This is a genomic window from Pseudonocardia zijingensis (genome assembly GCF_042657305.1).
GTDB lineage: Bacteria > Actinomycetota > Actinomycetes > Mycobacteriales > Pseudonocardiaceae > Pseudonocardia > Pseudonocardia zijingensis.
The window spans coordinates 337,741-362,464 of record NZ_JBHSKO010000007.1 but is presented as its reverse complement, the minus strand read 5'-3'; the positions used below and the strand labels follow the sequence as shown (position 1 = coordinate 362,464).

At 72.5% G+C, this 24,724-nt stretch carries 27 protein-coding genes; 18 read left to right on the top strand and 9 right to left on the bottom strand.

The features are described 5' to 3' along the window. Positions 1-132 precede the first annotated feature (132 nt). Positions 133-432, bottom strand: coding sequence for a DUF3024 domain-containing protein (locus ACFPL3_RS17650; RefSeq protein WP_343942803.1), 300 nt, complete (start codon positions 430-432; stop codon positions 133-135). Positions 433-506: 74 nt separating this feature from the next. Between ACFPL3_RS17650 and ACFPL3_RS17645 the strand changes: the two genes are divergently transcribed. Both ACFPL3_RS17645 and ACFPL3_RS17640 read left to right on the top strand, forming a co-directional pair. Next, on the top strand, positions 507-1,091 hold the full coding sequence (locus ACFPL3_RS17645) for a peroxidase-related enzyme (protein ID WP_343942802.1): 585 nt from the start codon (positions 507-509) through the stop codon (positions 1,089-1,091). A gap of 58 nt (positions 1,092-1,149) precedes the next feature. Beyond that, complete coding sequence (locus ACFPL3_RS17640; protein ID WP_343942801.1) at positions 1,150-2,241, top strand: glycosyltransferase; 1,092 nt, start codon at positions 1,150-1,152, stop codon at positions 2,239-2,241. A gap of 12 nt (positions 2,242-2,253) precedes the next feature. Here the strand turns inward: ACFPL3_RS17640 and ACFPL3_RS17635 are convergent, their stop codons facing one another. The 3 genes from ACFPL3_RS17635 to ACFPL3_RS17625 all read right to left on the bottom strand — a co-directional run bounded on the left by ACFPL3_RS17635 (position 2,254) and on the right by ACFPL3_RS17625 (position 4,499). After that, positions 2,254-3,009, bottom strand: a complete 756-nt coding sequence (locus tag ACFPL3_RS17635) for an SDR family NAD(P)-dependent oxidoreductase (RefSeq protein ID WP_343942800.1) — start codon at positions 3,007-3,009, stop codon at positions 2,254-2,256. Next, positions 3,009-3,863, bottom strand: a complete 855-nt coding sequence (locus ACFPL3_RS17630) for a fumarylacetoacetate hydrolase family protein (protein WP_343942799.1) — start codon at positions 3,861-3,863, stop codon at positions 3,009-3,011. The genes ACFPL3_RS17635 and ACFPL3_RS17630 overlap by 1 nt, the downstream gene beginning before the upstream one ends. A gap of 87 nt (positions 3,864-3,950) precedes the next feature. Then, the gene (locus tag ACFPL3_RS17625) at positions 3,951-4,499 is read right to left on the bottom strand and encodes a TetR/AcrR family transcriptional regulator (protein WP_343942798.1); all 549 of its coding nucleotides are present in this window, start codon (positions 4,497-4,499) and stop codon (positions 3,951-3,953) included. 140 nt (positions 4,500-4,639) lie between these two features. Here ACFPL3_RS17625 and ACFPL3_RS17620 point away from each other — a divergent pair, with 140 nt between their 5' ends. Genes ACFPL3_RS17620 through ACFPL3_RS17585 form a run of 8 tightly spaced genes read left to right on the top strand, consistent with a single transcriptional unit; the run spans position 4,640 to position 12,444 of the window. Next, the gene (locus tag ACFPL3_RS17620; protein ID WP_343942797.1) at positions 4,640-5,392 is read left to right on the top strand and encodes an MFS transporter; all 753 of its coding nucleotides are present in this window, start codon (positions 4,640-4,642) and stop codon (positions 5,390-5,392) included. A gap of 47 nt (positions 5,393-5,439) precedes the next feature. Further along, positions 5,440-6,720 (top strand): L-fuconate dehydratase, encoded by a 1,281-nt coding sequence (locus tag ACFPL3_RS17615; protein WP_343942796.1) that lies wholly within the window; start codon positions 5,440-5,442, stop codon positions 6,718-6,720. After that, positions 6,713-7,675 (top strand): aldo/keto reductase, encoded by a 963-nt coding sequence (locus tag ACFPL3_RS17610; RefSeq protein WP_343942795.1) that lies wholly within the window; start codon positions 6,713-6,715, stop codon positions 7,673-7,675. The genes ACFPL3_RS17615 and ACFPL3_RS17610 overlap by 8 nt, the downstream gene beginning before the upstream one ends. Further along, positions 7,672-8,517: an amidohydrolase family protein gene (locus ACFPL3_RS17605; RefSeq protein ID WP_343942794.1), complete on the top strand. Its 846-nt coding sequence runs from the start codon at positions 7,672-7,674 to the stop codon at positions 8,515-8,517. Before ACFPL3_RS17610 ends, ACFPL3_RS17605 begins: the two co-directional genes overlap by 4 nt. Beyond that, the gene (locus ACFPL3_RS17600) at positions 8,518-8,919 is read left to right on the top strand and encodes an RbsD/FucU family protein (protein WP_343942793.1); all 402 of its coding nucleotides are present in this window, start codon (positions 8,518-8,520) and stop codon (positions 8,917-8,919) included. It begins immediately after the preceding gene. Beyond that, on the top strand, positions 8,916-10,433 hold the full coding sequence (locus ACFPL3_RS17595; RefSeq protein WP_343942792.1) for a sugar ABC transporter ATP-binding protein: 1,518 nt from the start codon (positions 8,916-8,918) through the stop codon (positions 10,431-10,433). The genes ACFPL3_RS17600 and ACFPL3_RS17595 overlap by 4 nt, the downstream gene beginning before the upstream one ends. A 50-nt stretch (positions 10,434-10,483) precedes the next feature. Further along, complete coding sequence (locus ACFPL3_RS17590) at positions 10,484-11,440, top strand: ABC transporter permease (protein ID WP_343942806.1); 957 nt, start codon at positions 10,484-10,486, stop codon at positions 11,438-11,440. 38 nt (positions 11,441-11,478) lie between these two features. Continuing rightward, positions 11,479-12,444 (top strand): ABC transporter substrate-binding protein, encoded by a 966-nt coding sequence (locus ACFPL3_RS17585; RefSeq protein ID WP_343942791.1) that lies wholly within the window; start codon positions 11,479-11,481, stop codon positions 12,442-12,444. Between the two features lie 81 nt (positions 12,445-12,525). On the opposite strand, the gene ACFPL3_RS17580 is transcribed toward ACFPL3_RS17585, so the two are convergent. After that, positions 12,526-13,200 (bottom strand): FadR/GntR family transcriptional regulator, encoded by a 675-nt coding sequence (locus tag ACFPL3_RS17580; RefSeq protein ID WP_343942790.1) that lies wholly within the window; start codon positions 13,198-13,200, stop codon positions 12,526-12,528. Between the two features lie 39 nt (positions 13,201-13,239). Here ACFPL3_RS17580 and ACFPL3_RS17575 point away from each other — a divergent pair, with 39 nt between their 5' ends. Continuing rightward, on the top strand, positions 13,240-14,409 hold the full coding sequence (locus tag ACFPL3_RS17575) for an AAA family ATPase (RefSeq protein WP_343942789.1): 1,170 nt from the start codon (positions 13,240-13,242) through the stop codon (positions 14,407-14,409). Positions 14,410-14,424: 15 nt separating this feature from the next. Here ACFPL3_RS17575 and ACFPL3_RS17570 read toward each other — a convergent pair whose 3' ends face one another. From ACFPL3_RS17570 to ACFPL3_RS17560, 3 genes are read right to left on the bottom strand one after another with little or no spacing between them, the layout of a single operon-like run. Beyond that, on the bottom strand, positions 14,425-15,177 hold the full coding sequence (locus ACFPL3_RS17570; protein ID WP_343942788.1) for an amino acid ABC transporter ATP-binding protein: 753 nt from the start codon (positions 15,175-15,177) through the stop codon (positions 14,425-14,427). After that, positions 15,174-15,980, bottom strand: coding sequence for an amino acid ABC transporter permease (locus ACFPL3_RS17565; protein WP_343942787.1), 807 nt, complete (start codon positions 15,978-15,980; stop codon positions 15,174-15,176). Before ACFPL3_RS17565 ends, ACFPL3_RS17570 begins: the two co-directional genes overlap by 4 nt. Positions 15,981-15,991: 11 nt before the next feature. Beyond that, positions 15,992-16,807, bottom strand: coding sequence for a basic amino acid ABC transporter substrate-binding protein (locus ACFPL3_RS17560; protein WP_379589353.1), 816 nt, complete (start codon positions 16,805-16,807; stop codon positions 15,992-15,994). Between the two features lie 209 nt (positions 16,808-17,016). Between ACFPL3_RS17560 and ACFPL3_RS17555 the strand changes: the two genes are divergently transcribed. From ACFPL3_RS17555 to ACFPL3_RS17535, 5 genes are all read left to right on the top strand, one after another. Then, a complete protein-coding gene (locus tag ACFPL3_RS17555) occupies positions 17,017-17,403 on the top strand; it encodes an antitoxin (protein ID WP_343942786.1) in 387 nt (128 codons plus the stop codon). A 201-nt stretch (positions 17,404-17,604) separates the two neighbouring features. Next, complete coding sequence (pdhA, locus tag ACFPL3_RS17550) at positions 17,605-18,795, top strand: pyruvate dehydrogenase (acetyl-transferring) E1 component subunit alpha (RefSeq protein WP_343942785.1); 1,191 nt, start codon at positions 17,605-17,607, stop codon at positions 18,793-18,795. A 1-nt stretch (position 18,796) separates the two neighbouring features. After that, a complete protein-coding gene (locus ACFPL3_RS17545; protein WP_343942784.1) occupies positions 18,797-19,771 on the top strand; it encodes an alpha-ketoacid dehydrogenase subunit beta in 975 nt (324 codons plus the stop codon). Then, the gene (locus ACFPL3_RS17540; protein ID WP_343942783.1) at positions 19,768-21,042 is read left to right on the top strand and encodes a dihydrolipoamide acetyltransferase family protein; all 1,275 of its coding nucleotides are present in this window, start codon (positions 19,768-19,770) and stop codon (positions 21,040-21,042) included. Before ACFPL3_RS17545 ends, ACFPL3_RS17540 begins: the two co-directional genes overlap by 4 nt. A 56-nt stretch (positions 21,043-21,098) precedes the next feature. After that, positions 21,099-21,590 carry an FxsA family protein gene (locus tag ACFPL3_RS17535; RefSeq protein ID WP_343942782.1) on the top strand — a complete coding sequence of 164 codons (492 nt, stop codon included), beginning with the start codon at positions 21,099-21,101 and terminating at the stop codon, positions 21,588-21,590. Positions 21,591-21,761: 171 nt separating this feature from the next. Here the strand turns inward: ACFPL3_RS17535 and ACFPL3_RS17530 are convergent, their stop codons facing one another. Further along, positions 21,762-22,367 (bottom strand): SIMPL domain-containing protein, encoded by a 606-nt coding sequence (locus ACFPL3_RS17530; protein WP_379589352.1) that lies wholly within the window; start codon positions 22,365-22,367, stop codon positions 21,762-21,764. A 98-nt stretch (positions 22,368-22,465) separates the two neighbouring features. Here ACFPL3_RS17530 and ACFPL3_RS17525 point away from each other — a divergent pair, with 98 nt between their 5' ends. After that, on the top strand, positions 22,466-23,299 hold the full coding sequence (locus ACFPL3_RS17525; RefSeq protein ID WP_343942780.1) for a DUF1206 domain-containing protein: 834 nt from the start codon (positions 22,466-22,468) through the stop codon (positions 23,297-23,299). A 125-nt stretch (positions 23,300-23,424) separates the two neighbouring features. Further along, positions 23,425-24,648 (top strand): ATP-binding protein, encoded by a 1,224-nt coding sequence (locus ACFPL3_RS17520; RefSeq protein WP_343942779.1) that lies wholly within the window; start codon positions 23,425-23,427, stop codon positions 24,646-24,648. Positions 24,649-24,724 lie beyond the last annotated feature (76 nt).

Sequence of the window (24,724 nt, the reverse complement as noted above, 5' to 3'; positions counted from 1 at the left end):
CGACGCGGCGTGCGATCCGGCAGCCGTGGTTCCAGCCACGTCCACGCCTCATCCGACAGAACCCGACGCTCGGCCACGACCCCATCCTGACCGACAACCCAGCCAAGATCCGTCAGACACTCCCTAGGCAGGTCAGGCGCGCACGGCGTCCAGCAGCGCGATGGGGTCGCTCCCGGTGGCGTCGCGCTGCCACGTGCCCCGGCCGGCCGGCCGCTCGAGCACCCAGCCGTCGCGCAGCCGCACCAGCCGTGCCACCGGAGTGGCCGACCACGCCGGTCCCAGCTCCGGGTACGCAGGTGGTCTGCGCTCCAGGATGGTGACCGCGTCCCCGTGGATCGTGTACCCGATCTGGCGCTGATCGCGCTCGGCCGCGGGGACGCGCGCGGCACACCACTGCGACAGCCGCGAGCGGATCTCGTCGGGCACGGCCATGTCCGCATCGTCCCCGGTCGGCGACCCTTCGTCGAGCGGTATGGGCGATTGCGTGCGGGGGTTAGCGTCGGGGCATGACGGAAGCAGCGCCGGTGAGCAGGTTCGGGCACGTCGACCTCGACGACATGCCGGAGGACCTGCGCGCCCGGATCGGGGCCGTGGCCGAGAAGTCGGGCTTCGTGCCGAACGTGTTCCGGGCGCTCGCCCGCAGGCCCGCGGAGCTTCGGGCGTTCCTCGACTACCACGACGCGCTGATGAACTCCGACGACGGGCTGAGCCGCGCCGAGCGGGAGCTGGTGGTCGTGGCGACGTCGGGGGCGAACCACTGCACCTACTGCGTGGTGGCCCACGGCGCCATCCTGCGGGTCCGCACGAAGGACCCGGAGATCGCCGACCGCGTGGCCACCAATCCGTGGGGCGTGGAGCTGAGCGAGCGCGAGCGGGCGATCGTCGACCTGGCCCTGATCGTGGCCACCGACTCGGCCGCGCTCACCGAGGCCGACCTCGACGCCGCGCGCGACGCCGGGCTCACCGACGAGGAGATCTGGGACGTCGGGGCGATCACCGCGCTGTTCGCGATGTCGAATCGGCTGGCCCACCTCACGGCCCTGCGGCCGAACCCCGAGTTCTTCCTGATGGGCCGGCTGCCCCGCGGGTGATCTCCCCCGCGCGCAACGGCCCGTACACGTGATCGTGACGGAGAGCGGAGACGATCGGATGATGGCGAACCTGTTCGGGATGCAGGCGGCGATCGTCTCCTACCGCCTGGGCATGGCTGACGGCGTGTCCGTCACCGCGGCGCAGTGGGCGGCCGCGCTGGAGCGGATCGGGATGCGGGTGCGCACGGTGGCGGGTGACGGTGATCCGGACGTGCGCGTGCCCGGTCTCGCTCTGGACGCCACGCATCCCCCGTCGCCGCTCGATCTGGCGGCCGCGCTGGACGGCCTCGACGTCGTGATCGCCGACAACATCTGCTCGCTGCCGCTGAACGTCGAGGCGGGCGAGGCGCTTGCGCGGTACCTGCGCGGGCGCCCCGCGGTGCTGCGCCACCACGACCTGCCGTGGGAACGCGAGCGGTGCGCCCACCTCGTCTCCTGGCCGCCGGACGACCCCGCGTGGCGGCACGTCACGGTCAACGAGCTCGCCCGGCGCGAGCTCGCCGCCCGCCGCGGGATCGCGGCCACCACGATCTACCACGGCTTCTCCGAGGAGCGCCGCCCGCAGGATCGGGAGCGCACCCGGGAGGCGATCGGGGTGGACACCGAGCTGCTGGTCCTGCAGCCCACGCGGGCGATCCCGCGCAAGAACGTCGACGTCGGGCTGGGGATCGCAGAGGCGCTGGGCGCCACTTTCTGGCTCACCGGCCCGGCCGAGGACGGGTACGGCGACGAGCTCGCCCGGCTGCTGGCGCGGGCCAGGGTGCCGGTGCGGCGCAGGCTGCCGGACGGGGTGTCCGTGGCGGCCGCCTACGCCGCGTGCGACGCGGTGGTGCTGCCCTCGTCCTGGGAGGGGTTCGGGCTCCCGCTGATCGAGGCGGCGCTGCACCGCAAGCCGATCGTGGTGAACGACTTCCCGGTGGCCGCCGAGCTGCGCGCCTTCGGCTTCCGCTGGTTCCCGGTGGACGACCCGGGGCGGCTGGGCGCGTGGCTCGCCGACCCGGACCTGGCGCTCCTCGACCACAACGAGCGGGTGGCCGAGGAGCACTTCGGGCTCGACGCGCTGGCCGGCAGGCTCCAGGCGCTCCTGCAGCCGCTCGTCGTCCGGCACCCCGACCTGCGCGCTCCCGCACCGACAGCGGTCGATGTGTGAGCGCCCCGGCCGTCAGCTCCTCGGGCGCAGCCGCAGCTCCTGCATCCCGCCGTCCACGGCGAGCACGATGCCGGTGGTCGAACTCGAGCTCGGGGCGGCCAGGTAGGCCACCGCGCCCGCCACCTCGTCGGCTGACACGAGCCGTCCGTGCGGCTGGCGCGCCTCCAGCGCGGCCCGCTCGGCGGCCGGGTCGTCGGCGCTGTCCAGCAGCCGGCCCACCCACGGGGTGTCCGCGGTGCCCGGCGCCACCGCGCACACCCGGATGCCCTCGGCGAGGTGGTCGGCCGCCATCGCGCGGGTGAGCGCGTGCACCGCGCCCTTGCTGGCGCTGTAGGCGGCGCGTTGCGGGATGCCGGCCGTGGCCGCGATCGAGCCGGTGTTGACGATCGCCGCGGACGGGGAGCGCCGCAGCGCCGGGAGCGCCGCGCGGGTGGTGCGGACGATCCCGAGCACGTTGACGTCGAAGACGCGGTGCCACTCGTCGTCCGGGTTGTCCGCCACGGTGCCCTGCGAACCGATCCCGGCGTTGTTGACCAGCACATCGAGCCGGCCCCACTCCTCGAGCACCCGGTCGACCGCCGCGCTCACCGAGGCGTCGTCGGTGACGTCGGCCTGCACGGCGAGGACGCCCTCGGGCGGCGTGCTCACGTCCCGGTCGAGCACGGCGACGCGGGCCCCGCCCGCGGTGAGGCGGCGCGCGATGGCCGCCCCGATCCCCGACGCCCCACCGGTGACGACGGCGACGAGCCCGTCGAACTCCCCCGCCATCAGCGGCCGTCCACGAGCGTGTGCCGCTGCCGGCCGAGGCCCTCGACCTCGATCTCGACGACGTCACCGGCCTCGAGGAACGGGAAGCGCCCGGAGAGGGCGACCCCCTGCGGGGTTCCGGTGATCACGAGGTCGCCGGGCTCCAGCGTCATGTGCTGGGACAGGTGCCAGACGAGGAACTCGACGTCGAAGATCATGTCCTTGGTGGTGGAGTCCTGGCGCGGCTCGCCGTTGACCCAGCTGCGCAGGCGCAGGTCGCGGTGGTCCACCTCGTCCGGCGTGACGAGCCACGGGCCGGTGGGGCAGAACCCGCGGGCGCACTTGCCCTTGCTCCACTGCCCGCCGGAGACCTCGATCTGGGCGTAGCGCTCCGAGAGGTCGTCGGCCACCACGAAGCCGGCCACGTGGGACAGGCTCTGCTCGGGGGAGTCGAGGTAGGCGGCGGTGCTGCCGATGACGAGCCCGAGCTCGACCTCCCAGTCGACCTTGGCGTTCTCGCTGCGGGGCATCGCGACGTCGTCGTCCGGGCCGCCGACCGTGTTCGGCGTCTTGAAGAAGACCACCGGGTGCTCGGGCGGCGCCGCGCCGGACTCGGCGGCGTGGGCGGCGTAGTTCATCCCGATGCAGATCACGGCGCCGGGGCGGGCCACCGGCGAGCCGACCCGCAGGTCCGCCGCGCCGGACAGCTCGGGCAGCGAGCCGGCCTCGGCCGCGGCCCGCACGTCGGCCACGCCGCCCCGGGCGAGGAAGTCGCCGTCGATGTCGCGGGCAAGGCCGCGCAGGTCGTAGGTGGCGGTGTCGGTGACGAGTGCGGGGATCTCGGCTCCGGCGGGTCCGAGGCGAGCGAGCTTCATCGCGGCTCCAAGACGGTCGAGTCGGCGAAAGATCTGATGTCCTGGAGGGAACCTACCTCCCGGATGCCTGATGATCGACCCCGCGGGTCACGGCTGCGCGGCCAGCAGCGCGCGGGCGATCCGCTTCGCCCGGTGCGCGGGTCCCGGGCCGCGCTCGCGGATGGCGCTGACGACGGCGCCGTCGATGAGCAGCAGGAACTGCGCGGCGAGCTCGGCGTGGTCGGCGCGGCCGAGGCCGGCGAGCCAGCGGTCGAGGTCGGCGACCACCGCCTCCTTGTGCGCCGCCGCCGCGCGGTGCAGCGGATGGTCCGGGTCGACGAACTCGATCATCGTGCGGATGGAGGCGCAGCCCCGCAGCGCAGAGGTGCCGAAGCGCTCGGCGAGGGCGTCGAACAGGGCGGCCGGGTCGTCGCCCGCCTCCCGGAGCGCGTGGGCGAGCCACTCGCGGAAGCGCTCGTCGTAGCCGGAGAGCATGGCGAGGACCAGGTCGTCCTTGCTGGGGAAGTGCCGGTAGAACGACGCCCGGCCGACGCCGGAGACGGCGAGCAGGCGCTCGACGCCGACGGCCCGGATCCCCTCCTCGTAGAACAGCTGCTCCGCGGCCGCGACCAGGCGTTCGCGGGCGTGTGTCGGCATGGCCACACCGTAGCGGCCCTGGACCAAGTTGGTATCGATCAGTACCGTCCGAATCGAACCGATCGGTACCAACTCGAGGAGAAGGCATCTCGGCCCCGCTGCTGGGCGCGCTCACCGCCGGGTGGCCGCTGCGCACCACGGTGCTCGCGGCGCTCGGCGCGGGCAACGCGCTCACCGCGCTCGCTCCGACGTACCCGCTCGTGCTCGGCGGCCGGGTCGTCGCGGCGGCCGGTGCGGCGCTCTACACCGCGAGCGCGACGTCCGCCGCGGTGGTCCTGGTGCGCCTGCCGCTGCTGCGCCGGGATGCCGCGCCTGCGGGCTCCCTGTTCGCCCCGCTGTCCGACCGGCGGGTGCGTGGCCTCTTGACCTGCACGTTCGTCGCGTTCCTCGGGATCTTCATCCCCTACACCCATTTCAGTGCCGCCTACGAGCCGACCACCGGCGGTGACGGCGCGCACCTCGCGGGCCTGCTGCTGGTGTTCGGGGTGGGCGGCACCGTGGGCAACCTGTCCTCCGGGGTGTTCGCCGACCGGTTCGGTGCGCGGCGGGTGATCGTGTCGGTCACGGTTGCCCTGGCCGTGGTGTTCACCGCCCTCCCGCTGCTGCAGGGGTCGCTGCCGGCGGCCGTCGCGGCGGCAGCGGTGAGCGGGGTGCTGTCGTTCGGCGTCACAGCGCCTGCACAGCAACTGCTCGTCACGCTCGCCCCGGGGGCGGGGCCGGTGCTCACGGCCTTGCACCAGTCCGCGGCCTACTCCGCCGTCTCCGCGTCGGGGGTGGTCGGCGCCGTCGCGGTGGACGACTGGGGTGGAAGTGCGGTCGGCCCGCTCGGCGCGGTGTTCGTGCTCGCCGCCGCGGCGTTCACGGCGGCAGGGCGAAGCCGCCTTGACCGCTAGACATCCGATGTCTACGGTGAGCCGCGCATCGGCAGAAAGGACTGCGTGTGAGCCGCATCACCGCTCTCGAGACCGCGGACGTGCGGTTCCCGACCTCGCTCCAGCTCGACGGCTCGGACGCGATGAACCCCGACCCCGACTACTCGGCCGCCTACGTCCGGGTCGTCACCGACGCGGGCGACTCCGGCCACGGGTTCGTCTTCACGATCGGCCGCGGCAACGACGTCCAGGTGGCCGCGATCGAGGCGCTCGCGGGCCACCTCGTGGGCCGGGACGTCGAGCCGCTGCTCGCCGACATGGGAGGCACCTGGCGTGAGCTGGTGCACGACTCGCAGCTGCGCTGGCTGGGCCCGGAGAAGGGCGTCATGCACATGGCGATCGGCGCGGTCGTCAACGCCCTGTGGGACCTGCGCGCCAAGCGGGAGGGCCGTCCGCTGTGGCAGGTGCTCGCGGCGCTCACTCCCGAGCAGCTGGTGGACCTCGTCGACTTCCGCTACCTCACCGACGCGCTCACCCGCGACGAGGCGCTGCAGATCCTGCGGGCCGCCGCACCCGGGAGGGCCGAGCGGGAGGCCCGGCTGCTGAGCGACGGCTACCCCGCTTACACCACCACCCCCGGCTGGCTCGGCTACGACGACGAGAAGCTCGCGCGGCTGTGCCGGGAGGCGGTCGACGAGGGGTTCGGGCAGATCAAGCTGAAGGTCGGCGGCGACCTGGCCGACGACGTGCGCAGGATGCGGATCGCCCGCGAGGTGGTCGGGCCCGACGTGCGCATCGCGGTGGACGCCAACCAGCGCTGGGACGTGGCCGACGCGATCGCGTGGATCAAGGAGCTGGCGAGCTTCGACCTGGCGTGGGTGGAGGAGCCCACCAGCCCGGACGACGTGCTCGGCCACGCCGCCATCGCCCGGGGCATCGCGCCGATCCCGGTGGCCACCGGCGAGCACATGGCCAACCGGGTGCTGGCCAAGCAGTTCCTCGCGCACGACGCGCTGCAGGTGCTCCAGATCGACGCCACCCGCGTGGCCGGCGTCAACGAGAACGTCGCGATGCTGCTGCTCGCGGCCAAGTTCGGCGTGCCGGTCTGCCCGCACGCCGGTGGCGTGGGACTCTGCGAGGCCGTGCAGCACCTGGCGATGTTCGACTACGTCGCCGTGTCCGGGACGGCCGAAGGGCGCATGATCGAGTACGTGGACCACCTTCACGAGCACTTCGTCACACCGGTCCGGGTGACCGGCGGTCGCTACCTGGCGCCGACGGACCCCGGGGCGGGCACCGAGATGCGCGCAGCGTCCCTCGCGGGGCACACGGTGTCGCACGATGGCTGACCGCGTGCCGTCCCTGGGGACGCTCGGGTTCGGCGGTGCCAACCTCGGCAACCTGTTCACCGCGATGTCCGACGAGCAGGCGAACGCCGTGCTGGAGGCGGCCTGGGAGCAGGGCATCCGCTACTTCGACACGGCTCCCCACTACGGCCTCGGCCTCGCAGAACGCCGGCTGGGCCGGTTCCTGGCAGGCAAGCCGCGCGACGAGTTCGTGGTCTCCACGAAGGTGGGACGGCTGCTGGTCCCGAGCCCCGAAACATCAGATGAGTGGGACGAGGAAGGCGGGTTCGTGGTGCCCGCCGACCCGCGCCGGGTCTGGGACGCCTCCGCCGACGGCGTGCGGCGCAGCCTCGACGACTCGCTGGAGCGCCTCGGTCTCGACCGCGTCGACGTGCTGTTCCTGCACGACCCCGACGAGTACGAGGACATGGAGGGGTCGGTCCGCAGCGCCGTCCCCGCCCTCGTCGGGCTGCGCGAGGAAGGCCTCGTGCGCGCCGTCGGCATCGGGTCGAAGTCGGTGGCGGCGCACCTCGCCGGCCTGCGCGTCGGTGACCTCGACCTGCTGATGGTCGCGGGCCGCTACACGTTGCTCGAACAGCCCGCAGCGCCCGCGCTGATCCCGGAGTGCCGCGACCGCGGCATCGGCATCGTCGTCGCGGGCGCCTTCAACTCCGGCCTGCTGTCGACGTCGACGCCCGGGCCCGGGGCCCACTACGAGTACGGCGAGGCACCGGCCGACGTCGTGGCGAAGGCGCAGCGGCTCGCAGCCGTGTGCGCCGGCTACGGGGTGGACCTCCCCACGGCCGCGTTGCAGTTCCCGCTGCGCGAGCCCGCGGTGCGCGCGATCGCGCTCGGTGCCACCGAGCCCGCGCACGTCGAGCAGAACGTCCGCAGGCTGGCCGAGCCGGTGCCCGACGAACTGTGGAAGCAGCTGGTGGCGGAAGGTCTCCTCCCGTGATCGACGCCCACCTGCACCTCTGGGACCTGCAACGCAGCCGGTACTCGTGGATCACGCCCGAGCTCGGGCCGCTGCACACCACGATCACGGCCGACCGGGCCGAGGCGGAGCTGACCGCGGTGGGCGTCGAGCGCGCGGTGCTCGTGCAGGCCGAGGACTCGGTCGCCGACACCGAGTTCATGCTCGAGGTCGCGGCCGAGCGCGATTGGGTGGCCGGCGTCGTCGGCTGGGTGCAGCTGGACGACCCGGAGGTCGCCGCGGAGCAGCTCGAGCGCTTCACCGCCGACCCGGCTTTCCGCGGGGTGCGCCACCTCGTGCACGACGACCCGCGCGACGACTTCCTCGCGCTGCCCACCGTGCGCGAGTCGCTGGGGCTGCTCGCGCAGCGGGGCCTGCCCTACGACGTGCCCGACGCGTGGCCGCGCCACCTCGGGCCTACCGCGGAGCTCGCCGGTGCGCTGCCCGAGCTCACGGTCGTGCTCGACCACCTGGGCAAGCCGCCGCACGGCAGGCCCGACTTCCGGGCGTGGCGGGAGGCGTTCACGGCGGTGGCCGCCCGCCCCAACACGGTCGCGAAGATCTCGGGGCTGCAGGTGCGCGGCGAGCCGTTCACGGCGGCTGGCCTGCGCCCGGCCTGGGAGGCCGCCCTGGAGCTGTTCGGCCCCGACCGGCTGCTGTGGGGAAGCGACTGGCCGATGACGCTGCTCACCGCCGGCTACGCCGGCACCTGGGAAGTCATGGCGGAGCTCCTCGGGGAGCTCACCGACGAGGAGCAGTGCAAGATCCTCACACGCAACGCGCAGCGCGTGTACGGGCTCGCGCCGAACCCCGAGGAGGCGTAAGTGCTGTCCGGCATCCACCCGCTCCTGACGGGGCCGCTGCTCGCCCACCTCGACGCCATGGGGCACTCGGACGCCGTCGTGCTGGCCGACGCGCACTTCCCGGCCCACCGGCTCGGGAGCCGCGTGCTCGACCTGCCCGGCGTCGCGACCCCCGACCTCATGGCGGCGATCCGCACGGTCGTGCCGCTGGACGACGCGCCCGCCGTCGACCTGATGGCCACCCCGGACGGCGACCGGCTCCCCGTTCAGGAGGACCTGATCACCGCCGCGGGCACCACCGACGTGCGCTTCCTCGACCGGTACGCGTTCTACGAGGCCGCCGCGCCCGCGTACCTGATCGTGCGCACCGGAGAGACCCGCGTGTACGGCAACGCGATCCTGCGGAAGGGCGTCGTGACATGAGCGAGCCGCTCCTCCTGGAGGCGCGGGGCGTCGGGAAGAGCTTCCCCGGCGTCCGTGCCCTGCAGGACATGCACATCGAGCTCCGCCGCGGCGAGGTGCTCGCGCTGGTCGGCGAGAACGGGGCCGGCAAGTCGACGCTGATGAAGCTGCTGTCGGGCATCTACACCCCGGATGAGGGCGAGTTCTTCCTCGACGGCGAGCCGCTGCGCGCGACGGGCCCGCGGCACGCGCTGGAGCTGGGCATCAGCATCATCCACCAGGAGTTCAACCTGATGCCCGACCTCACGGTCGCGCAGAACATCTTCATCGGCCGCGAGCCGCGTACGGGGCGGGTGTTCCTCGGCGAGCGCGCGCTGGAGGCGAAGGCCGCCGAGCTGATCGACCGGCTGCACCTGCCGCTCGACCCGAAGGAGCGGGTGGGCGAGCTGACCGTCGCGAAGCAGCAGATGGTCGAGATCGCCAAGGCGCTCTCCTACGAGCCCCGCGTCCTGATCATGGATGAGCCCACCGCTGCGCTGAACGACGCCGAGGTGCGGGTGCTGCACGACCTCATCCGGCGGTTCCGCACCCCCGACACCGGCGTCATCTACATCTCGCACCGGATGGACGAGCTGAAGGCGATCACCGACCGGATCACCGTGATCCGCGACGGCCGCTACGTCGACACGCTCGACACGGAGGGCACCACCATGCCCGAGGTCATCTCACGGATGGTGGGCCGGGAGATCGCGGCCGGGCTCGGGCCCGAAGGCGTGCGCGAGGACCGCGAGGTGGTGCTCTCGGTGCGCGGGCTCACCACCAAGGACCTGCTGCGCGACGTCTCGTTCGAGCTGCGGGAGGGCGAGATCCTCGGCTTCGCCGGGCTGATGGGCGCCGGCCGCACCGAGGTCGCCCGCGCGCTCGTCGGCGCCGACCCGGTCGAGTCGGGCACTGTCGAGCTGCGCGGGCAGCCGGTGCGGATCACGACCCCGGCCGAGGCCGCCAAGCACCGCATCGGCTACCTGTCCGAGGACCGCAAGCACCTCGGGCTGCTGCTCGAGCAGGACGTCAACGCCAACATCGGGCTCAGCTCGATCCGCGAGCGGTTCCAGCAGTGGGGGTTCGTGCGCGACCGCGCGATGCGCGCGCGCTCGCGCGAGATCGTGGACACGCTGCGGATCCGCACCCCGTCGGTCGACCAGACCGCCAAGTTCCTCTCCGGTGGCAACCAGCAGAAGGTCGTCATCGGGAAGTGGCTGGTCAAGGACTGCGACATCCTGATCTTCGACGAGCCGACGCGCGGCATCGACGTCGGTGCCAAGGAAGAGATCTACCGGCTGCTCAACGAGCTGGCCGCCCAGGGCAAGTCGATCATCATGATCTCCTCCGAGCTGCCGGAGGTGCTGCGGATGTCGCACCGGGTCGTCGTGATGAGCGAGGGCCGGGTCACCGGCCAGCTCGATGCAGCCGAAGCCACCCAGGAGAGCGTCATGCACCTCGCCACCCTGCGTCCGGAGACGGAGGCCGTCAGTTGACATCCCCCACCGCCACCGAGGAGGAGCAGCGCAAGGACGCGCCCACCGGCGTGCTCACCGTGCTCCGGGCGGGGCTGCAGCAGTTCCTCGCCTTCGCGAGCCTGCTCGTGATCTTCGTGTTCTTCTCGATCCTCAGCCCGAACTTCTTCAACTACGGCAACATCACGAACATCCTGTTCTCCACCGTGGTGATCGGCACGCTCGCGCTCGGCACCACGTTCGTGATCATCACGGGCGGTATCGACCTGTCGATCGGTACCGGGATGGCGCTGTGCGCCGTGATGTCCGGGGTGTTCATCGTGAACGCCGGGCTCCCGCTGCCGGTCGGCGTGCTCGGCGCGATCCTCTTCGGGGGGCTGATCGGCCTGATCAACGGCTTGAACGTGGCCGTGCTCGGGTTGCCGCCGTTCATCGCGACGCTCGCGATGATGCTGGTGGCGCAGGGGCTCGCGCTGGTCGTCTCGAACAGCACGCCGATCTACTTCGACCAGACCCCGTCCTACATCGACATCTCGATCGGCAGCATCATCCCCGGCACGAACTTCCCCAACGCCGTCCTCATCCTGGCGGTGGCCGCGGTGATCGCGGGCGTGCTGCTCAACAAGACGGTTCTCGGCCGCTACACCTACTCGATCGGCAGCAACGAGGAGGCCACGGCGCTCTCCGGGATCGACGTGCGCCGCTGGAAGATCGTGATCTACACGCTCGCGGGGCTCTTCACCGGGCTCGCCGGCGTGATGATCTCGGCGCGCCTCGGTTCCGCCCAGCCCGCCACCGGGATGGGCTACGAGCTCCAGGCGATCGCCGCCGTCGTGATCGGTGGCACCTCCCTCTCAGGTGGCAAGGGATCGATCGTCGGTACGGTCATCGGCGCCCTGATCATCTCGGTGCTGAACAACGGGTTGCAGATCATGTCGATCCCGCAGGAATGGCAGAACGTCATCCTCGGCTGCGTGATCCTGCTCGCCGTGTACGCCGACCGGGCCCGCAAGAGCACCACCGCCTGACCCCACATCCACGCTCGACGCAAGGGAGCTCGATCGACATGCGGATCCACCGGATCGGAGCGGCCGTCGCGGCGGCCGCCTTCGCCCTGACGGCCGCTGCGTGCGGCGGATCGTCCGACGAGGGTGGCGGCGGCGACCAGCCCTACATCGCCATCGTCTCCAAGGGGTTCCAGCACCAGTTCTGGCAGGCGGTGAAGCAGGGTGCCGAGGCGGAGGCCGCCGAGCAGGGCGTGCGCATCAGCTTCGAGGGCCCGGCCAGCGAGTCCGAGGTCGAGGCGCAGGTGACCATGCTGCAGAACGCCCTCGGCCGCCAGCCCGACGTCCTCGGCTTCGCCGCGCTCGACTCCCGCGCCGCCGCGCCGCTGCTGCAGCAGGCCCGCACCAGCAACATCCCGGTGATCGCGTTCGACTCGGGCGTCGACAGCGACATCCCGCTCACCACGGCGGCCACCGACAACAAGGCCGCCGCCGCCGAGGCCGCCAAGCACATGGCCGAGGCGCTGGGCGGCACCGGCAAGGTCGGCCTCGTCGTGCACGACCAGACCAGCCAGACCGGGCAGGACCGCCGCGACGGCTTCCTCGAGTGGATGGGTGCCAACGCACCGGGCATCGAGGTCCTCGAACCGCAGTACGGCGGTGGCGACCAGGCCAAGTCGGCCGACATCACCAAGGCGATCATCGCCGCCAACCCGGACCTGCGCGGCATCTACGCCGCCAACGAGGGCTCGGCGATCGGCGTCCTGCGCGGCGTCGCCGAGAGCGGCACGACCGGGCTCACCGTCATCGGGTTCGACTCCGGCACCGGCCAGATCGAGGCGATCCGCAACGGGCAGATGCTCGGCGCGGTCACCCAGGACCCGATCGGCATGGGCCGGGCGCTCGTCGACGCCTCCGTCAAGGCGCTGAACGGCGAGCAGCTGCCGAAGGTGATCGACACCGGGTTCTACTGGTACGACAAGAGCAACATCGACAGCCCGGAGATCGAGCCGCTGCTCTACCAGTAGGCCGCCCGCCGGTTCAGGAAAGCCACATTCAGGGCCGCAGCGGCCCTGAATGTGGCTTTCCTGCACTCCGGGGGCGGGGCCTCAGCCCAACGCCTGGCGCAACCACTCCGCCACACCGTTGATGTGCACGGTGGCGTGGGCGGCCGCCAGCGTGGCGTCCCCCCGCGCCAGCGCGTCGACGATGGCCCGGTGCTCGGTGAGCGTGCGCTCCACCGCACCCTCCTCGGACAGCCCGCGCCAGATCCGGGCGCGCAGGGTGCTGCTGGAGAGCGTCTCGAGCAGGCTCGTGAGGTAGCTGTTGCCGGCCAGCTCGGCGATGTAGCGGTGGAACACCTGGTCGTGGGCCACGAGGTCGTCCACCGAGGTGGTGCTGTGCACCTGGGAGAGCAGGTCCTGCAGGTGCTCCACATCGGCCGGGGTGGTGCGCGCGGCGGCGAGCGTGGCCGCGGCCGGCTCCAGGATCCGCCGCACCTCGAACAGCTCCAGCACGGACGCGTCCTGGTGGATGTCCGCCACGAAGGACATCGCGTCGAGCAGGATGTCCGGGGTGAGGCTCGTGACGTAGGTGCCGTCGCCGCGCCGCACGTCGAGCACCCGGATCACCTCGAGCGCCTTCACGGCCTCGCGCAGCGAGCTGCGCGAGAGCCCCAGCGCCTCGGAGAGCTCCTTCTCCGGCGGCAGCCGGTCGCCGGGTCGCAGCTCGCCGGAGCGGATCATCGCCTTGATCTTGAGGATCGCCTCGTCGGTGACGGCCACCCGTCGAGTCTGTCAGCACCGCGCTCTAGCGTCTGCGCGGTGCTGACGACGTTGGCCGTGGAGAACTACCGTTCGCTGCGCGACCTCGTGCTGCCGCTGTCGCGGCTCACGGTGGTCACGGGGCCGAACGGGAGCGGGAAGTCCAGTCTGTACCGGGCGTTGCGGCTGCTGGCCGACGCCGCGCGCGACGGGGCGGTGGCCGCGCTCGCGCGGGAGGGCGGGTTGCCCTCGGCGCTGTGGGCGGGCCCGGAGGCCACCGGCCGGGCGGTGCGCGAGGGCCGCTCGGCGGTGCAGGGCACGCGGCGCACGAAGGCCGTGGGGCTGCGGCTCGGGTTCTCCGGCGACGAGTTCGGCTACGCCCTCGACCTGGGCATGCCCATCCCCACGCGCACGGCGTTCAACCGCGATCCCGAGTTCAAGCGGGAGTGTGTGTGGCGCGGCCCGGTGCTGCGGCCCGCCACGTTGTTGGCCGACCGCGCCGGGCCGGTGGTCCGCACCCGCGCGGCGGGCGGGTCGTGGGGCCAGGACCCGCACCCCATCGGGATCGCCGACAGCATGCTCACCGCGTTCGCCGACCCGCGGATCTCGCCCGAGGTGCTCGTGGTGCGGGAGCGCATCCGCTCGTGGCGGTTCTACGACCACTTCCGCACCGACGCCGACGCCCCCGCCCGCCAGGCCCGGGTCGGCACGCGCACCCCGGTGCTCGACCACGACGGCGCCGACCTGGCGGCCGCGTTGCAGACGATCGAGGAGGTGGGCGACGCCGACGAGCTGCGCGCCGCCGTCGACAACGCCTTCCCGGGTTCCCGTGTTCGGGTGGAGGTGGCCGAGGACGGCCGGTTCGGGCTGAGCTTCCACCAGCACGGGCTGCTGCGGCCGTTGTCGGCGGGCGAGCTGTCCGACGGCACGCTGCGCTACCTGCTGTGGGTCGCGGCGCTGCTGAGCCCCCGCCCGCCGGAGCTGCTGGTGCTGAACGAGCCGGAGACGAGCCTGCACCCCGATCTGCTGCCGGCCCTCGCGGCGCTGATCGCCACGGCCGCCGCGCGCGCCCAGGTCGTGGTCGTCACGCACGCCCAGCCGCTGGTGCGTGCCCTCGCCGCGGTCGAGGACGGCACGGCGCTGCTGGAGCTGGGGAAGGAGTTCGGCGCCACCGTGCTCGCCGGCCAGTCCCTGCTGGAGCGGCCCTCGTGGCACTGGCCGAAGCGCTGAACCCCGCCGCCCGGCTCAGACCTCGGCCGTGCCGTGCAGCACCCGCGCGAGGAACGTGCGCGTGCGTTCCTGCTTGGGCGCGCCGATCACCTCGGCGGGTGTGCCCTCCTCCACGATCACGCCGCCGTCGATGAACAGCACGCGGTCGGCCACCTCGCGGGCGAACTGGATCTCGTGCGTCACCACGAGCATCGTCATTCCCTCCCGGGCGAGCCCGCGCATGACGTCGAGGACGTCCCCCACCAGCTCCGGGTCCAGCGACGAGGTCGGCTCGTCGAAGAGCATCACGGTGGGGTCCATCGACAGCGCACGCGCGATCGCCACGCGTTGCTGCTGGCCACCCGAGAGCTGGCGCGGCATGGCGTTCTCGCGCCCCGCGAGGCCCACCCGCTCCAGGTTGGCCCGGGCCACCCGCTCCGACTCCTCCCGGCTGCGCCCGAGCACGCGGCGCTGCGCGATCGTGAGGTTGGACAGCACGCTGAGGTGCGCGAACAGGTTGAACTGCTGGAACACCATGCCGGTGGTGCGCCGGGCGGCGTCGATGTCGACGTCCGGGTCGGTCATCTCGTGGTCGCCCACCACCACCGTGCCGCGCGTGGGCATCTCGAGCAGGTTCACGCACCGCAGCAGCGTGGACTTGCCCGACCCGGACGGGCCGATGATGCACACCACGTCGCCGCGCACGACGTCGAGGTCGATCCCGCGCAGGACCTCGTGGCTGCCGAACGACTTGTGCAGGTCCGTGATGCGGACCGCGGTCTCGGTCATACCTCGGCGCCCTTCGGCATGCCCGCGCTCCCGAAGCGGCGCTCGAGGCGGCGCGCCAGGAACGACAACGGGATCGTGATGATCAGGTAGCAGAGGCCGACGACGAGGATCGGGGTGAGGCTGCGCACCTCGTTCAGCGCCGCGCGGCCGAACTGGGCCAGCTCCTGCTGGGTGAGGGCGGTGCCGAGCAGGAACGCCAGCGACGAGTCCTTCGTCAGCAGGATGAGCTCGTTGGTGAGCGGCGGCAGGACGATGCGGAACGCCTGCGGGATCACGATGAACACCATCGTCCGGGCGGGCGACATGCCCAGCGAGCGGGCGGCCTCCACCTGGCCGGGCGGCACCGCCTGGATGCCGGCCCGGATCGTCTCGGCGATGTAGGCGGAGCCGACCATGCCCAGCGCGATCGTGATGGCGAGCGTGCGGTCGAGGATCGTGCCGAACGCGAGCGGGATGCCGAACCCGATGGCGATGACCACCAGCAGGGCGGGCAGCCCGCGGAAGAACTCGACGTAGGCCCCCGCCACCGCCCGGTAGACCCCCACGGACGACAACCGCATCAGGGCCAGCACGAGACCGAGGGCGAGCGCGAGGAGGAAACCGAGCGCGGTGAAGACCACCGTGTTGCGCAATGCGATGGTGAGGACGTCGGGGAACAGGCTCGCGGCCACTTCGAGGTCGAAGAAGGCGCGGCCGATGGTCGCCCAGTCGGCGGTGAACGCGACGACCAGCACGATCGCGATCGCGATCGCGTACTGGACGCCGCGCCACGCCCGGGCGCGTTGGCGTCGGGTGAGTGCCATGCGTCGTCGGGTCAGCCCTGGGTCGGGGCCTGGCCGAACCACTTCTCGTAGATCTGGTTGTACGTGCCGTCCGCCTTGGAGGCCGCGATGCTCTCGTTGACCACCTGCAGGAGGGCTGTGTTGCCCTTGCGGACGCCGAACCCGTACTGCTCGTCGGTGCGGAACTCGGCCGTGACGGCGAGGCCGGGGTTCTTCTTCGCGAAGTCGAGCAGCGGGCCGTTGTCGGCGATCCCCGCGTCCACCGTGCCGGTCTGCACCGCGGTGGTCAGCAGCCCCAGGTCCTCGAAGACGACGATCTCGGAACCGGTGATGTTGTTCTCGGCGTACTCCTGGCCGGTGGTGCTGTTCTGCACCCCGACCTTCTTGCCCGCGAGCCCGGCGGGGTCGCTGATCCCGGAGGCCTCCTGCACGAGCAGGGCCTGCGTGGCCTCGAAGTAGGGGTCGGAGAAGTCGATGTTCTGCTTGCGCTCCTCCGTGATCGTCATCGCGGCGGCGCCGATGTCGCACTGGCCGGAGTCGAACGCGGCGCCGGACTGGATGCCGTCGAACGGCATGTCGATGATCTGCTGCTCGACACCGAGCTTCGCGGCGACGAGGTCGACCATGTCCACGTCGAACCCGACGATCTCCGCGCCGTCCTGGAACTGGAACGGCTCGTAGGGCAGGTGCGTGCAGGTGGTGAGCACCCCGTCGCTCACGAGTTCGACGCCGCCCGCGGCCGGGGCCGCGGCATCGCTTCCTCCTCCACCCCCGCCGCACCCGGCGAGGGCGACGGCTAGCGCGGCAGCGCCGAGCGCAACCGGGAACGAACGGTGGATCGCGGACACGATGACCTCCTCGTGGGCGGTTTGTACGCGGGGATGCTGCCACTCGTACGCCCTCTCGACACCTCGCTGGTGGTCACTGTTGTGTGACATCACCGAGAGTGATTCGCTGGAGATGTCCAGTGATGTACGGGGCTAGGTTGGGTACTCCCGGAACCGGCAGGCACCGCGAGCGCGTTGTGCGCGGTGAGAGAACCCCAACGGAGGACGCAATGGCCCTGATCAAACGCCTGGCACTGCTGGCCACTGCGGCCGAGGCAGCTCGCCGCTACGCGAAGAGCAACCCGGACAAGGCGGCCAAGTACCTCGACCAGGCTGCGGAGTTCGTCGACAAGCAGACGAAGGGCAAGTACTCGGGCCAGATCCGGGGCGTGGCCGACAAGGCGAAGGGCCTCGCCGGGATCCGGCAGGCCCCCGGCTTCGGTGCCGCGGGCAACGGGCACACGCAGGGTTACGAGCAGAACGCGGGCTTCGGCAAGACCGCCGACTACTCGGCGCCCCAGTCGCCGCAGCAGACCCAGCCCGGCAAGGCCGGCTTCAGCGAGCCGCCGCCGGCACAGCCCGGCACGGCGGGCTTCAGCGAGCCGCCGAAGAGCTAGCAGCAACCGCCGAAGGGCACGTCCCGGTACCACCGGGACGTGCCCTTCGCCATCTCCGGTGCGTCCTGCCCCGTGGTCGTCCCGCGTGTCAGGATTGCTCATCAGAGCCGGTCGTGGACCCGCACCGGAGTGCCCGGCCGGACGCGTCCGTCCTGGGTCCCGCCACGAACGGGACCAGGTCGTCGAGCACGAGGAGGCACCGTGACCGTTCCGCAGGAGTGGGTCCCACCCACAGCGGCAGCGCAGGGGGCGCGGCCGAGTCGGGAGCAGGTGGTCGCCGGCCTGAAGGCCACCGACGAGGGCGACCCGGAGCTCGTGCAGCTGCTCACCCCGGAGGGTGAGCGCGTGTCGGACCCGCGGTTCGACGGCTACGCCACCGACCTCGACGTCGACGCGCTGCGCAGCCTCTACCGCGACCTGGTGCTGGTGCGCCGCTTCGACCGCGAGGGCAACGCGCTGCAGCGGCAGGGGCAGCTGGGGATCTGGGTGCCGCTGCTGGGCCAGGAGGCCGCCCAGATCGGCGCCGGGCGGGCGATGGCACCCCAGGACATGGCCTTCCCGTCGTACCGCGAGCACGGGGTGGCGTGGACGCGCGGGATCGACCCCACCGACCTGCTCGGCATCTTCCGCGGCACCGACCACGGCAGCTGGGACCCGAAGGTCGCCCGCTTCCACCTCTACACGATCGTCATCGGCAACCAGGTCCTCAACGCCACCGGCTACGCCATGGGCCAGCGGTTCGAGGGCAAGGTCGGGGAGAGCCCGGACAGCGAGGCCACCATCTGCTTCTTCGGCGACGGTGCCACCAGCCAGGGCGACGTGCACGAGGGCTTCGTGTGGGCCGCCGTCTACGACGCCCCGGTCGTCTTCTACTGCCAGAACAACCAGTGGGCGATCTCCGAGCCCACCGAGCGCCAGTCGCGCGTGCCGCTCTACAAGCGCGCCGAGGGCTACGGCTTCCCCGGCATCCGCGTAGACGGCAACGACGTGCTGGCCTGCCTCGCCGTCACCCGGTGGGCGCTGGAGGAGTGCCGCACCGGCAACGGGCCGGTGCTCATCGAGGCGTTCACGTACCGGATGGACGCGCACACCACCTCCGACGACCCGTCGCGCTACCGCCTCGCCGACGAGCTGGAGCTGTGGAAGCTCAAGGACCCGATCGAGCGGGTGCGGGTCAACCTGGTGCGCGAGCACCACGTCGGGCAGGAGTTCTTCGACGAGGTGCAGGCCGAGTCCGATGAGCTCGCCGCCCGGTTCCGCGAGTTCTGCGTGAACATGCCCCCGTCCGCGCCGGACCGGATGTTCTCGCAGGTCTACGCGGAACCCTCGCCCGTGCTGGAGGCGCAGCGCGCCGCCTACCTGGAGTACCACGCCTCGTTCGAGGGGGTGTGAGATGACGCAGACGACCTTGGCCAAGGCGCTGAACAACGGCCTGCGCGCGGCGATGGAGCGCGACCCGAAGGTCATCGTGATGGGCGAGGACGTCGGCAAGCTCGGCGGCGTCTACCGCGTCACCGACGGGCTGCAGAAGGACTTCGGCGAGCAGCGCGTGCTCGACACCCCGCTCGCCGAGTCCGGGATCATCGGCACGGCCGTGGGCCTCGCGATCCGCGGCTTCCGGCCGGTGTGCGAGATCCAGTTCGACGGGTTCGTCTTCCCCGGCTTCGACCAGATCGTCTCCCAGCTGGCCAAGCTGCACTACCGCTCGCAGGGCAAGGTCAAGGTGCCGGTGGTCGTGCGCATCCCGTTCGGCGGGGGCATCGGTGCGGTCGAGCACCACAGCGAGTCGCCCGAGTCGTACTTCGCGCACACCGCGGGGCTGCGGGTCGTGGCCTGCTCGAACGCCAGCGATGCCTACTGGATGATCCAGCAGGTCATCGCGAGCGACGATCCGGTGATCTTCTTCGAGCCGAAGCGGCGGTACTGGGAGAAGGGCGAGGTCGACCCGGACGCCGACCCGCCCCCGGTCTTCGCGTCCCGGGTGGTGCGCCCCGGCAGCACGCTCACGGTGGCCACCTACGGGCCGATGGTGCGCACCTGCCTCGACGCCGCGGCCGCGGCCGAGAGCGACGGCCACGACCTCGAGGTGATCGATCTGCGCACCCTGTCGCCGCTCGACCTCGACCCGGTGCTGGAGTCGGTGCGGCGCACCGGGCACCTCGTCGTCGTGTCCGAGGCCCCGTCCGAGTCGTCGATCGCGTCCGAGGTGGCCGCCCGCGTCCAGCAGGAGGCCTTCTACTCGCTGGAGGCACCGGTGCTGCGCATCACGGGCTTCGACACGCCCTACCCGCCGTCGAAGTGCGAGGAGGACTACCTCCCCGACCTCGACCGGGTCCTCGACGCCGTCGACCGATCGCTGGCGTGGTGACGGCGGTGCAGCGCGAGTTCACCCTGCCCGACGTCGGCGAGGGCCTCACCGAGGCCGAGATCGTGAGCTGGCGGGTCCGGCCCGGGGACACGGTCACCGTCAACCAGGTCATCTGCGAGATCGAGACGGCGAAGGCCGCGGTCGAGCTGCCGTCGCCGTGGGCGGGCACGGTGGGCGAGCTGCTCGCCGAGCCCGGCCGGACGATCGCGGTCGGCACGCCGATCATCACGATCGACACCGGCGGCGCTGTGCCCGTGGCGGACGCCCCGGCCGAGGACGAGGCGGTACCCAACCTGGTGGGCTACGGCCCGCGCCAGGCCTCGGCCACCCGCCGCCCCCGGCGCCGGGACACCGCACCCCCACCGGACGAACGGCCCACCCGTACCGCTCTATCGGACGAGAGTGCCGTTCGTACCGCGGTTCCGCTGGCGAAGCCGCCCGTGCGCAAGCTCGCCAAGGACCTCGGGGTGGACCTGGGCAGCATCACCGGCAGCGGTGCGGGGGGTGTGATCACCCGGGCTGACGTCGAGGCAGCCGCCGCGCCCGTCGCCGCTGGGCCGGCCCCTCGTGCGGGAGGGGTGCGCCGGGAGCCGATCCGCGGCGTGCGCAAGGCCACGGCCGCCGCCGTCGCCGGGAGCGCGTTCACGGCGCCGCACGTCACCGAGTTCCTCACCGTCGACGTCACGGCCACGCTCGCGCTGCGCGATCGGCTGCGCGCCACCCGCGAGTACGCCGACGTGAAGCTCACGCCGCTGGCGTTCGTGGCGAAGGCGGTGTGCCTGGCGGCGAAGCGCACTCCCGAGGTGAACGCCTCGTGGGACGAGCAGGCCGGCGAGATCGTCTTCTACGACCGCGTGCAGCTCGGGATCGCCGCGGCCACGCCCCGGGGGCTGATCGTGCCGAAGGTGCGCGACGCCGACACGCTCTCGCTCCGGGAGATCGCGGGCGCGCTGGCCGAGCTCACCGAGACCGCGCGCGCCGGGAAGACACCCCCGGCAGACCTGGTGGGCGGCACGTTCACCATCACCAACGTCGGCGTGTTCGGCGTGGACACCGGCACCCCCATCATCAACCCGGGGGAGGCGGCGATCCTGGCCGTCGGCGCGATCAAACCGGCGCCGTGGGTGGTGGACGGCGAGCTGGCCGTGCGCACGGTGTGCCAGCTCGCGTTGTCGTTCGACCACCGGCTCGTCGACGGCGAGCAGGGCTCCCGGTTCCTCGCCGACGTCGGCGCGTTGCTCACGGATCCGGGGCTCGCGCTCACGTGGTGACCGATCCGTGACTGATTCACGGGAGCACGGACGGCGTCTCGTGCGTTACTGGGGGCATGGCGTTCGTGCTCCTGTACCTCGTGGTCGAGATCGTCGCGCTGGTCGCGCTCGGGTCTGCGATCGGTCTGGGCTGGACGCTGCTCGTGCTCCTGGCCGGCTCGGTCCTCGGGATGTGGCTGGCGCGCCGGGAGGGTGTGCGAGCCGCGCAGGCCCTCGCCGAGGCGGTCAACAACCGGCGGGTGCCCACCGCCGAGCTCACCGACGGCATGCTCGTGGCGGCGGGTGGCGTGCTGATGTTCGTGCCCGGCCTGGTCACCGACCTCGCCGGGCTGCTGCTCGTGTTCCCGCCCACCCGGGCGCTGGTGCGGCGGCGGCTGGTGCGCGCCGCCGAGGAGCGCTCCCCCGACCTGCGCACCGCGCGGATCCGCAGCCAGGCGCCGGTGGTCGACGGCGAGGTGGTCGACGGCGATGTGGTGGAGCCCGACGCCCCGCGGCCCGGCGCCCTGGAGATCGAGGGCACGGTCGTGCCGGGCGAACCGCGGTCCTAGGGCGCGTCTGGCGGATCATGATCGCGGGCTTCGGGCCCAGATCGCCCCTGGCTGCGTTGTCGGCACGACCGGGTACACCCGGTACAACGGCTCGCACCTCCGCCTTGCCAGGGACGATCTGGATCCCGAAGCCCATCGACCACGATCCACCAGACACGCCCTGAGGCGCGCTCAGGGCTCCAGCGTCCAGGTGGTGGTGCACCGCGCCGTGACGCGCACCGGCTCCGGCTCCAGGCCGAGCGAGCGCACGTCGGGACCGGTGCTCTCGGCGGCGGCCGTCCGGTAGGCCACCGGGGCGGCGTGCTCGGCCGCCTCGGACAGCCGCAGCAGCGGGCCGAGGGTGCCGCCCACCGCGGCCGCGTAGCCCTCGGCCCGGGTGCGCGCGTCGGCCACCGCGCGCCGCTGCGCCTCACGCAGTGCCGCGGCGGGGTCGGCGAGCACCCACCGCGGGCCGTGCAGGTCTGCCGGCTCGGCCGCCACCAGCGCCGACAGCACGGCGTCGAGCTCGGCGACGTCGGTGACGAGGAGCGCGACGTCCTCGGCCGCGCGGCAGCCGATCATGCGGTCGCCGCGCCACTCGTTGTGCACCCGCAGCCTGCGGTGGCGGACCTGCAGGCCGGGCCGGGAGAGCGCCGCTTCTGCCGCCGCCATGTGCCGGCCGAGGTCCTGCACGGCGTCCGAGCGCGTGCGGGCCACGGCGCTGAAGCTCACGTCGAGCTCGGCCCGATCGCCGGGTTGCTCGTGCCAGCCGCTTCCCTCGGTCACGATCTCCGTCACAATCCGAGTGTCCCGGAAGGCCGGATCGCGATGTATCCGGTTGTCTAGGGCACAACCGAGAAAGCCCGAGACAGCGCGATGGGCGTGGAGGGGAAGACATGGCTCGGCCCCTGACCCGCCTGCGGCGGCTCGTGCGCCGGGGGCACTCCGACGCCCCGGGCCGCGTCGTGGACGTCCTCGGCCGCATCGGGCTCGTCGGATACGGCGCGGTGCACCTCGTCGTGGCCTGGCTCGCGCTGCAGGTGGCGTTCGGGGTGCCGGACGCGCCTCCGGACGCCGTCGGCGCGGTCGGCACGATCGCCGCCACGCCCGGCGGGGTCCTGGCGCTCGGGCTCGCCGCGGTGGGCCTGCTCGCCTTCGCGCTGTGGCAGGTGTCGGCCGCCGCGGTCGGGTTCCGCTGGGTGCACGGCGGGGAACGGATGCGCAAGCGGGTGGGCGCGATCGCGAAGTCGATCGCGGTCACCGCCCTCGCCGTGATCGTCATCGACTACCTGGCCGGGCTCTCGTCGCCGGGCTCGGGCACGATCCAGCAGACGGCGGCGCAGGTGCTGGCGCTCCCCGCAGGCCGGGTGCTGCTCGGGGTGGCCGCTGCCGTGCTGATCGGGATGGCGGCTGCGATGACATACACCGGTGTGCGCCGCACCTTCATGGGCGACCTCGACACCCGCGGGCTCTCCCCCGGGGTGCGCCACACCATCGAGGTGGTGGGGGCCGCCGGCCACCTCGCCCGCGCACTCGCGATCGGCGTGGTGGGCGGCCTGATCGGCGCGGCTGCGCTGTTCGCCGACCCGGCGTGGGCGGGCGGCCTGGACACCGCGCTGCGGGCGCTGGGCTCCACGGTGGCCGGGGCGTGGTTGCTGGTGGTGGTGGCCGCGGGGTTCGCGGCCTTCGGCCTGTTCTGCGTGGCCGACGCCGCCACCCGGCGCGCCTGATCGGTCTTTATCGCGATCTATAGGGTGTGTCCTAGAAGTTCGTAGAGGAGGCGATCGGCGACACGCCATCGTGTTCGCTAGCCGCTTCTACGGCACGGGCAAGATTCGCCGATACCGTCCGATCCGTGGACCCCGTGCGCAACCCGTTCGCGCCCGGCGCGGGCCAGCGGCCCCCCGAGCTGGCCGGTCGCGACAAGGAGCTCGACGCCTTCGAGATCGTGCTCGAGCGGGTGGCCCGCGGGCGCCCGGAGCGCAGCCTCGTGCTCACCGGGCTGCGCGGCGTCGGCAAGACGGTGCTCCTCGGCGAGCTGCGGTCGATGGCGATGCGGGCCGGCTGGGGTGCGGGCAAGATCGAGGCGCGGCCCGACGCGGACCTGCGCCGTCCGCTCGCCGCGGCGCTGCACCGCGCGATCCGCGACCTCGCCGTGCGCCACCGCGACCCGGAGCGGGCCGGCGACGTGCCGATCGACCCGGACCGCGCCGACGAGGTGCTCGGGGTGCTCAAGGCGTTCGCGATGCGGGCGGCGCCCGACGGGGCCAAGATGCGGGAACGCTGGCAGCCGGGCATCGACGTGCCGGTGACCCACGGCCGGGCCGACTCCGGAGACATCGAGATCGACCTCGTCGAGCTGTTCACCGAGGTGGCGTGCCTCGCCCAGGAGGTGGGGGCGGGCGTGGCGCTCCTCATCGACGAGATGCAGGACCTGCGTCCCGACGACGTGTCGGCGCTCTGCGCCGCCTGTCACGAGCTGTCGCAGTCGCGCGCCCCGCTCGTGGTGGTCGGCGCCGGGCTGCCGCACCTGCCCGCCGTGCTCTCGGCGTCCAAGTCCTACTCGGAGCGGCTGTTCAAGTACGCCCGCATCGACAAGCTCGACCGCGCCGATGCCGACTTCGCGCTGATCGCGCCCGCCGAGCGGGAGGACGCCACCTTCGACGTCGACGCCCTCGACGCGCTGTACGAGGCCTCCGGCGGCTACCCGTACTTCGTGCAGGCGTACGGGAAGGCGGCGTGGGACGCGGCGCCGCGCAGCCCGATCGGCGCTCCGGACGTCAAGCTGGCGGCGCCCGAGGCCGAGGTGGAGCTCGCCGTGGGCTTCTTCGGCTCCCGCTACGAGCGGGCTACGCCTGCGGAGCGGGAGTACCTGCGTGCGATGGCCGAGCTGTCGGAGGGCCGGGACGAGCCGGTCGGCACCGCCGGGATCGCCGACCACCTGGGCCGGAAGGCCTCCTCGCTCTCCCCGGCCCGTGACAGTCTGCTGAAGAAGGGCCTCGTGTTCTCGGCCCAGCGGGGGCAGATCGCGTTCACCGTGCCCCACTTCGGTCGCTACCTGCTCACCCAGCCCGGATGACGCTGCTCCGAACGAGTGAAAATCGTCTGTGGAGCGACCGGAGGTAACGGTCCGGGCCCGATGTCCGATTCCAGGT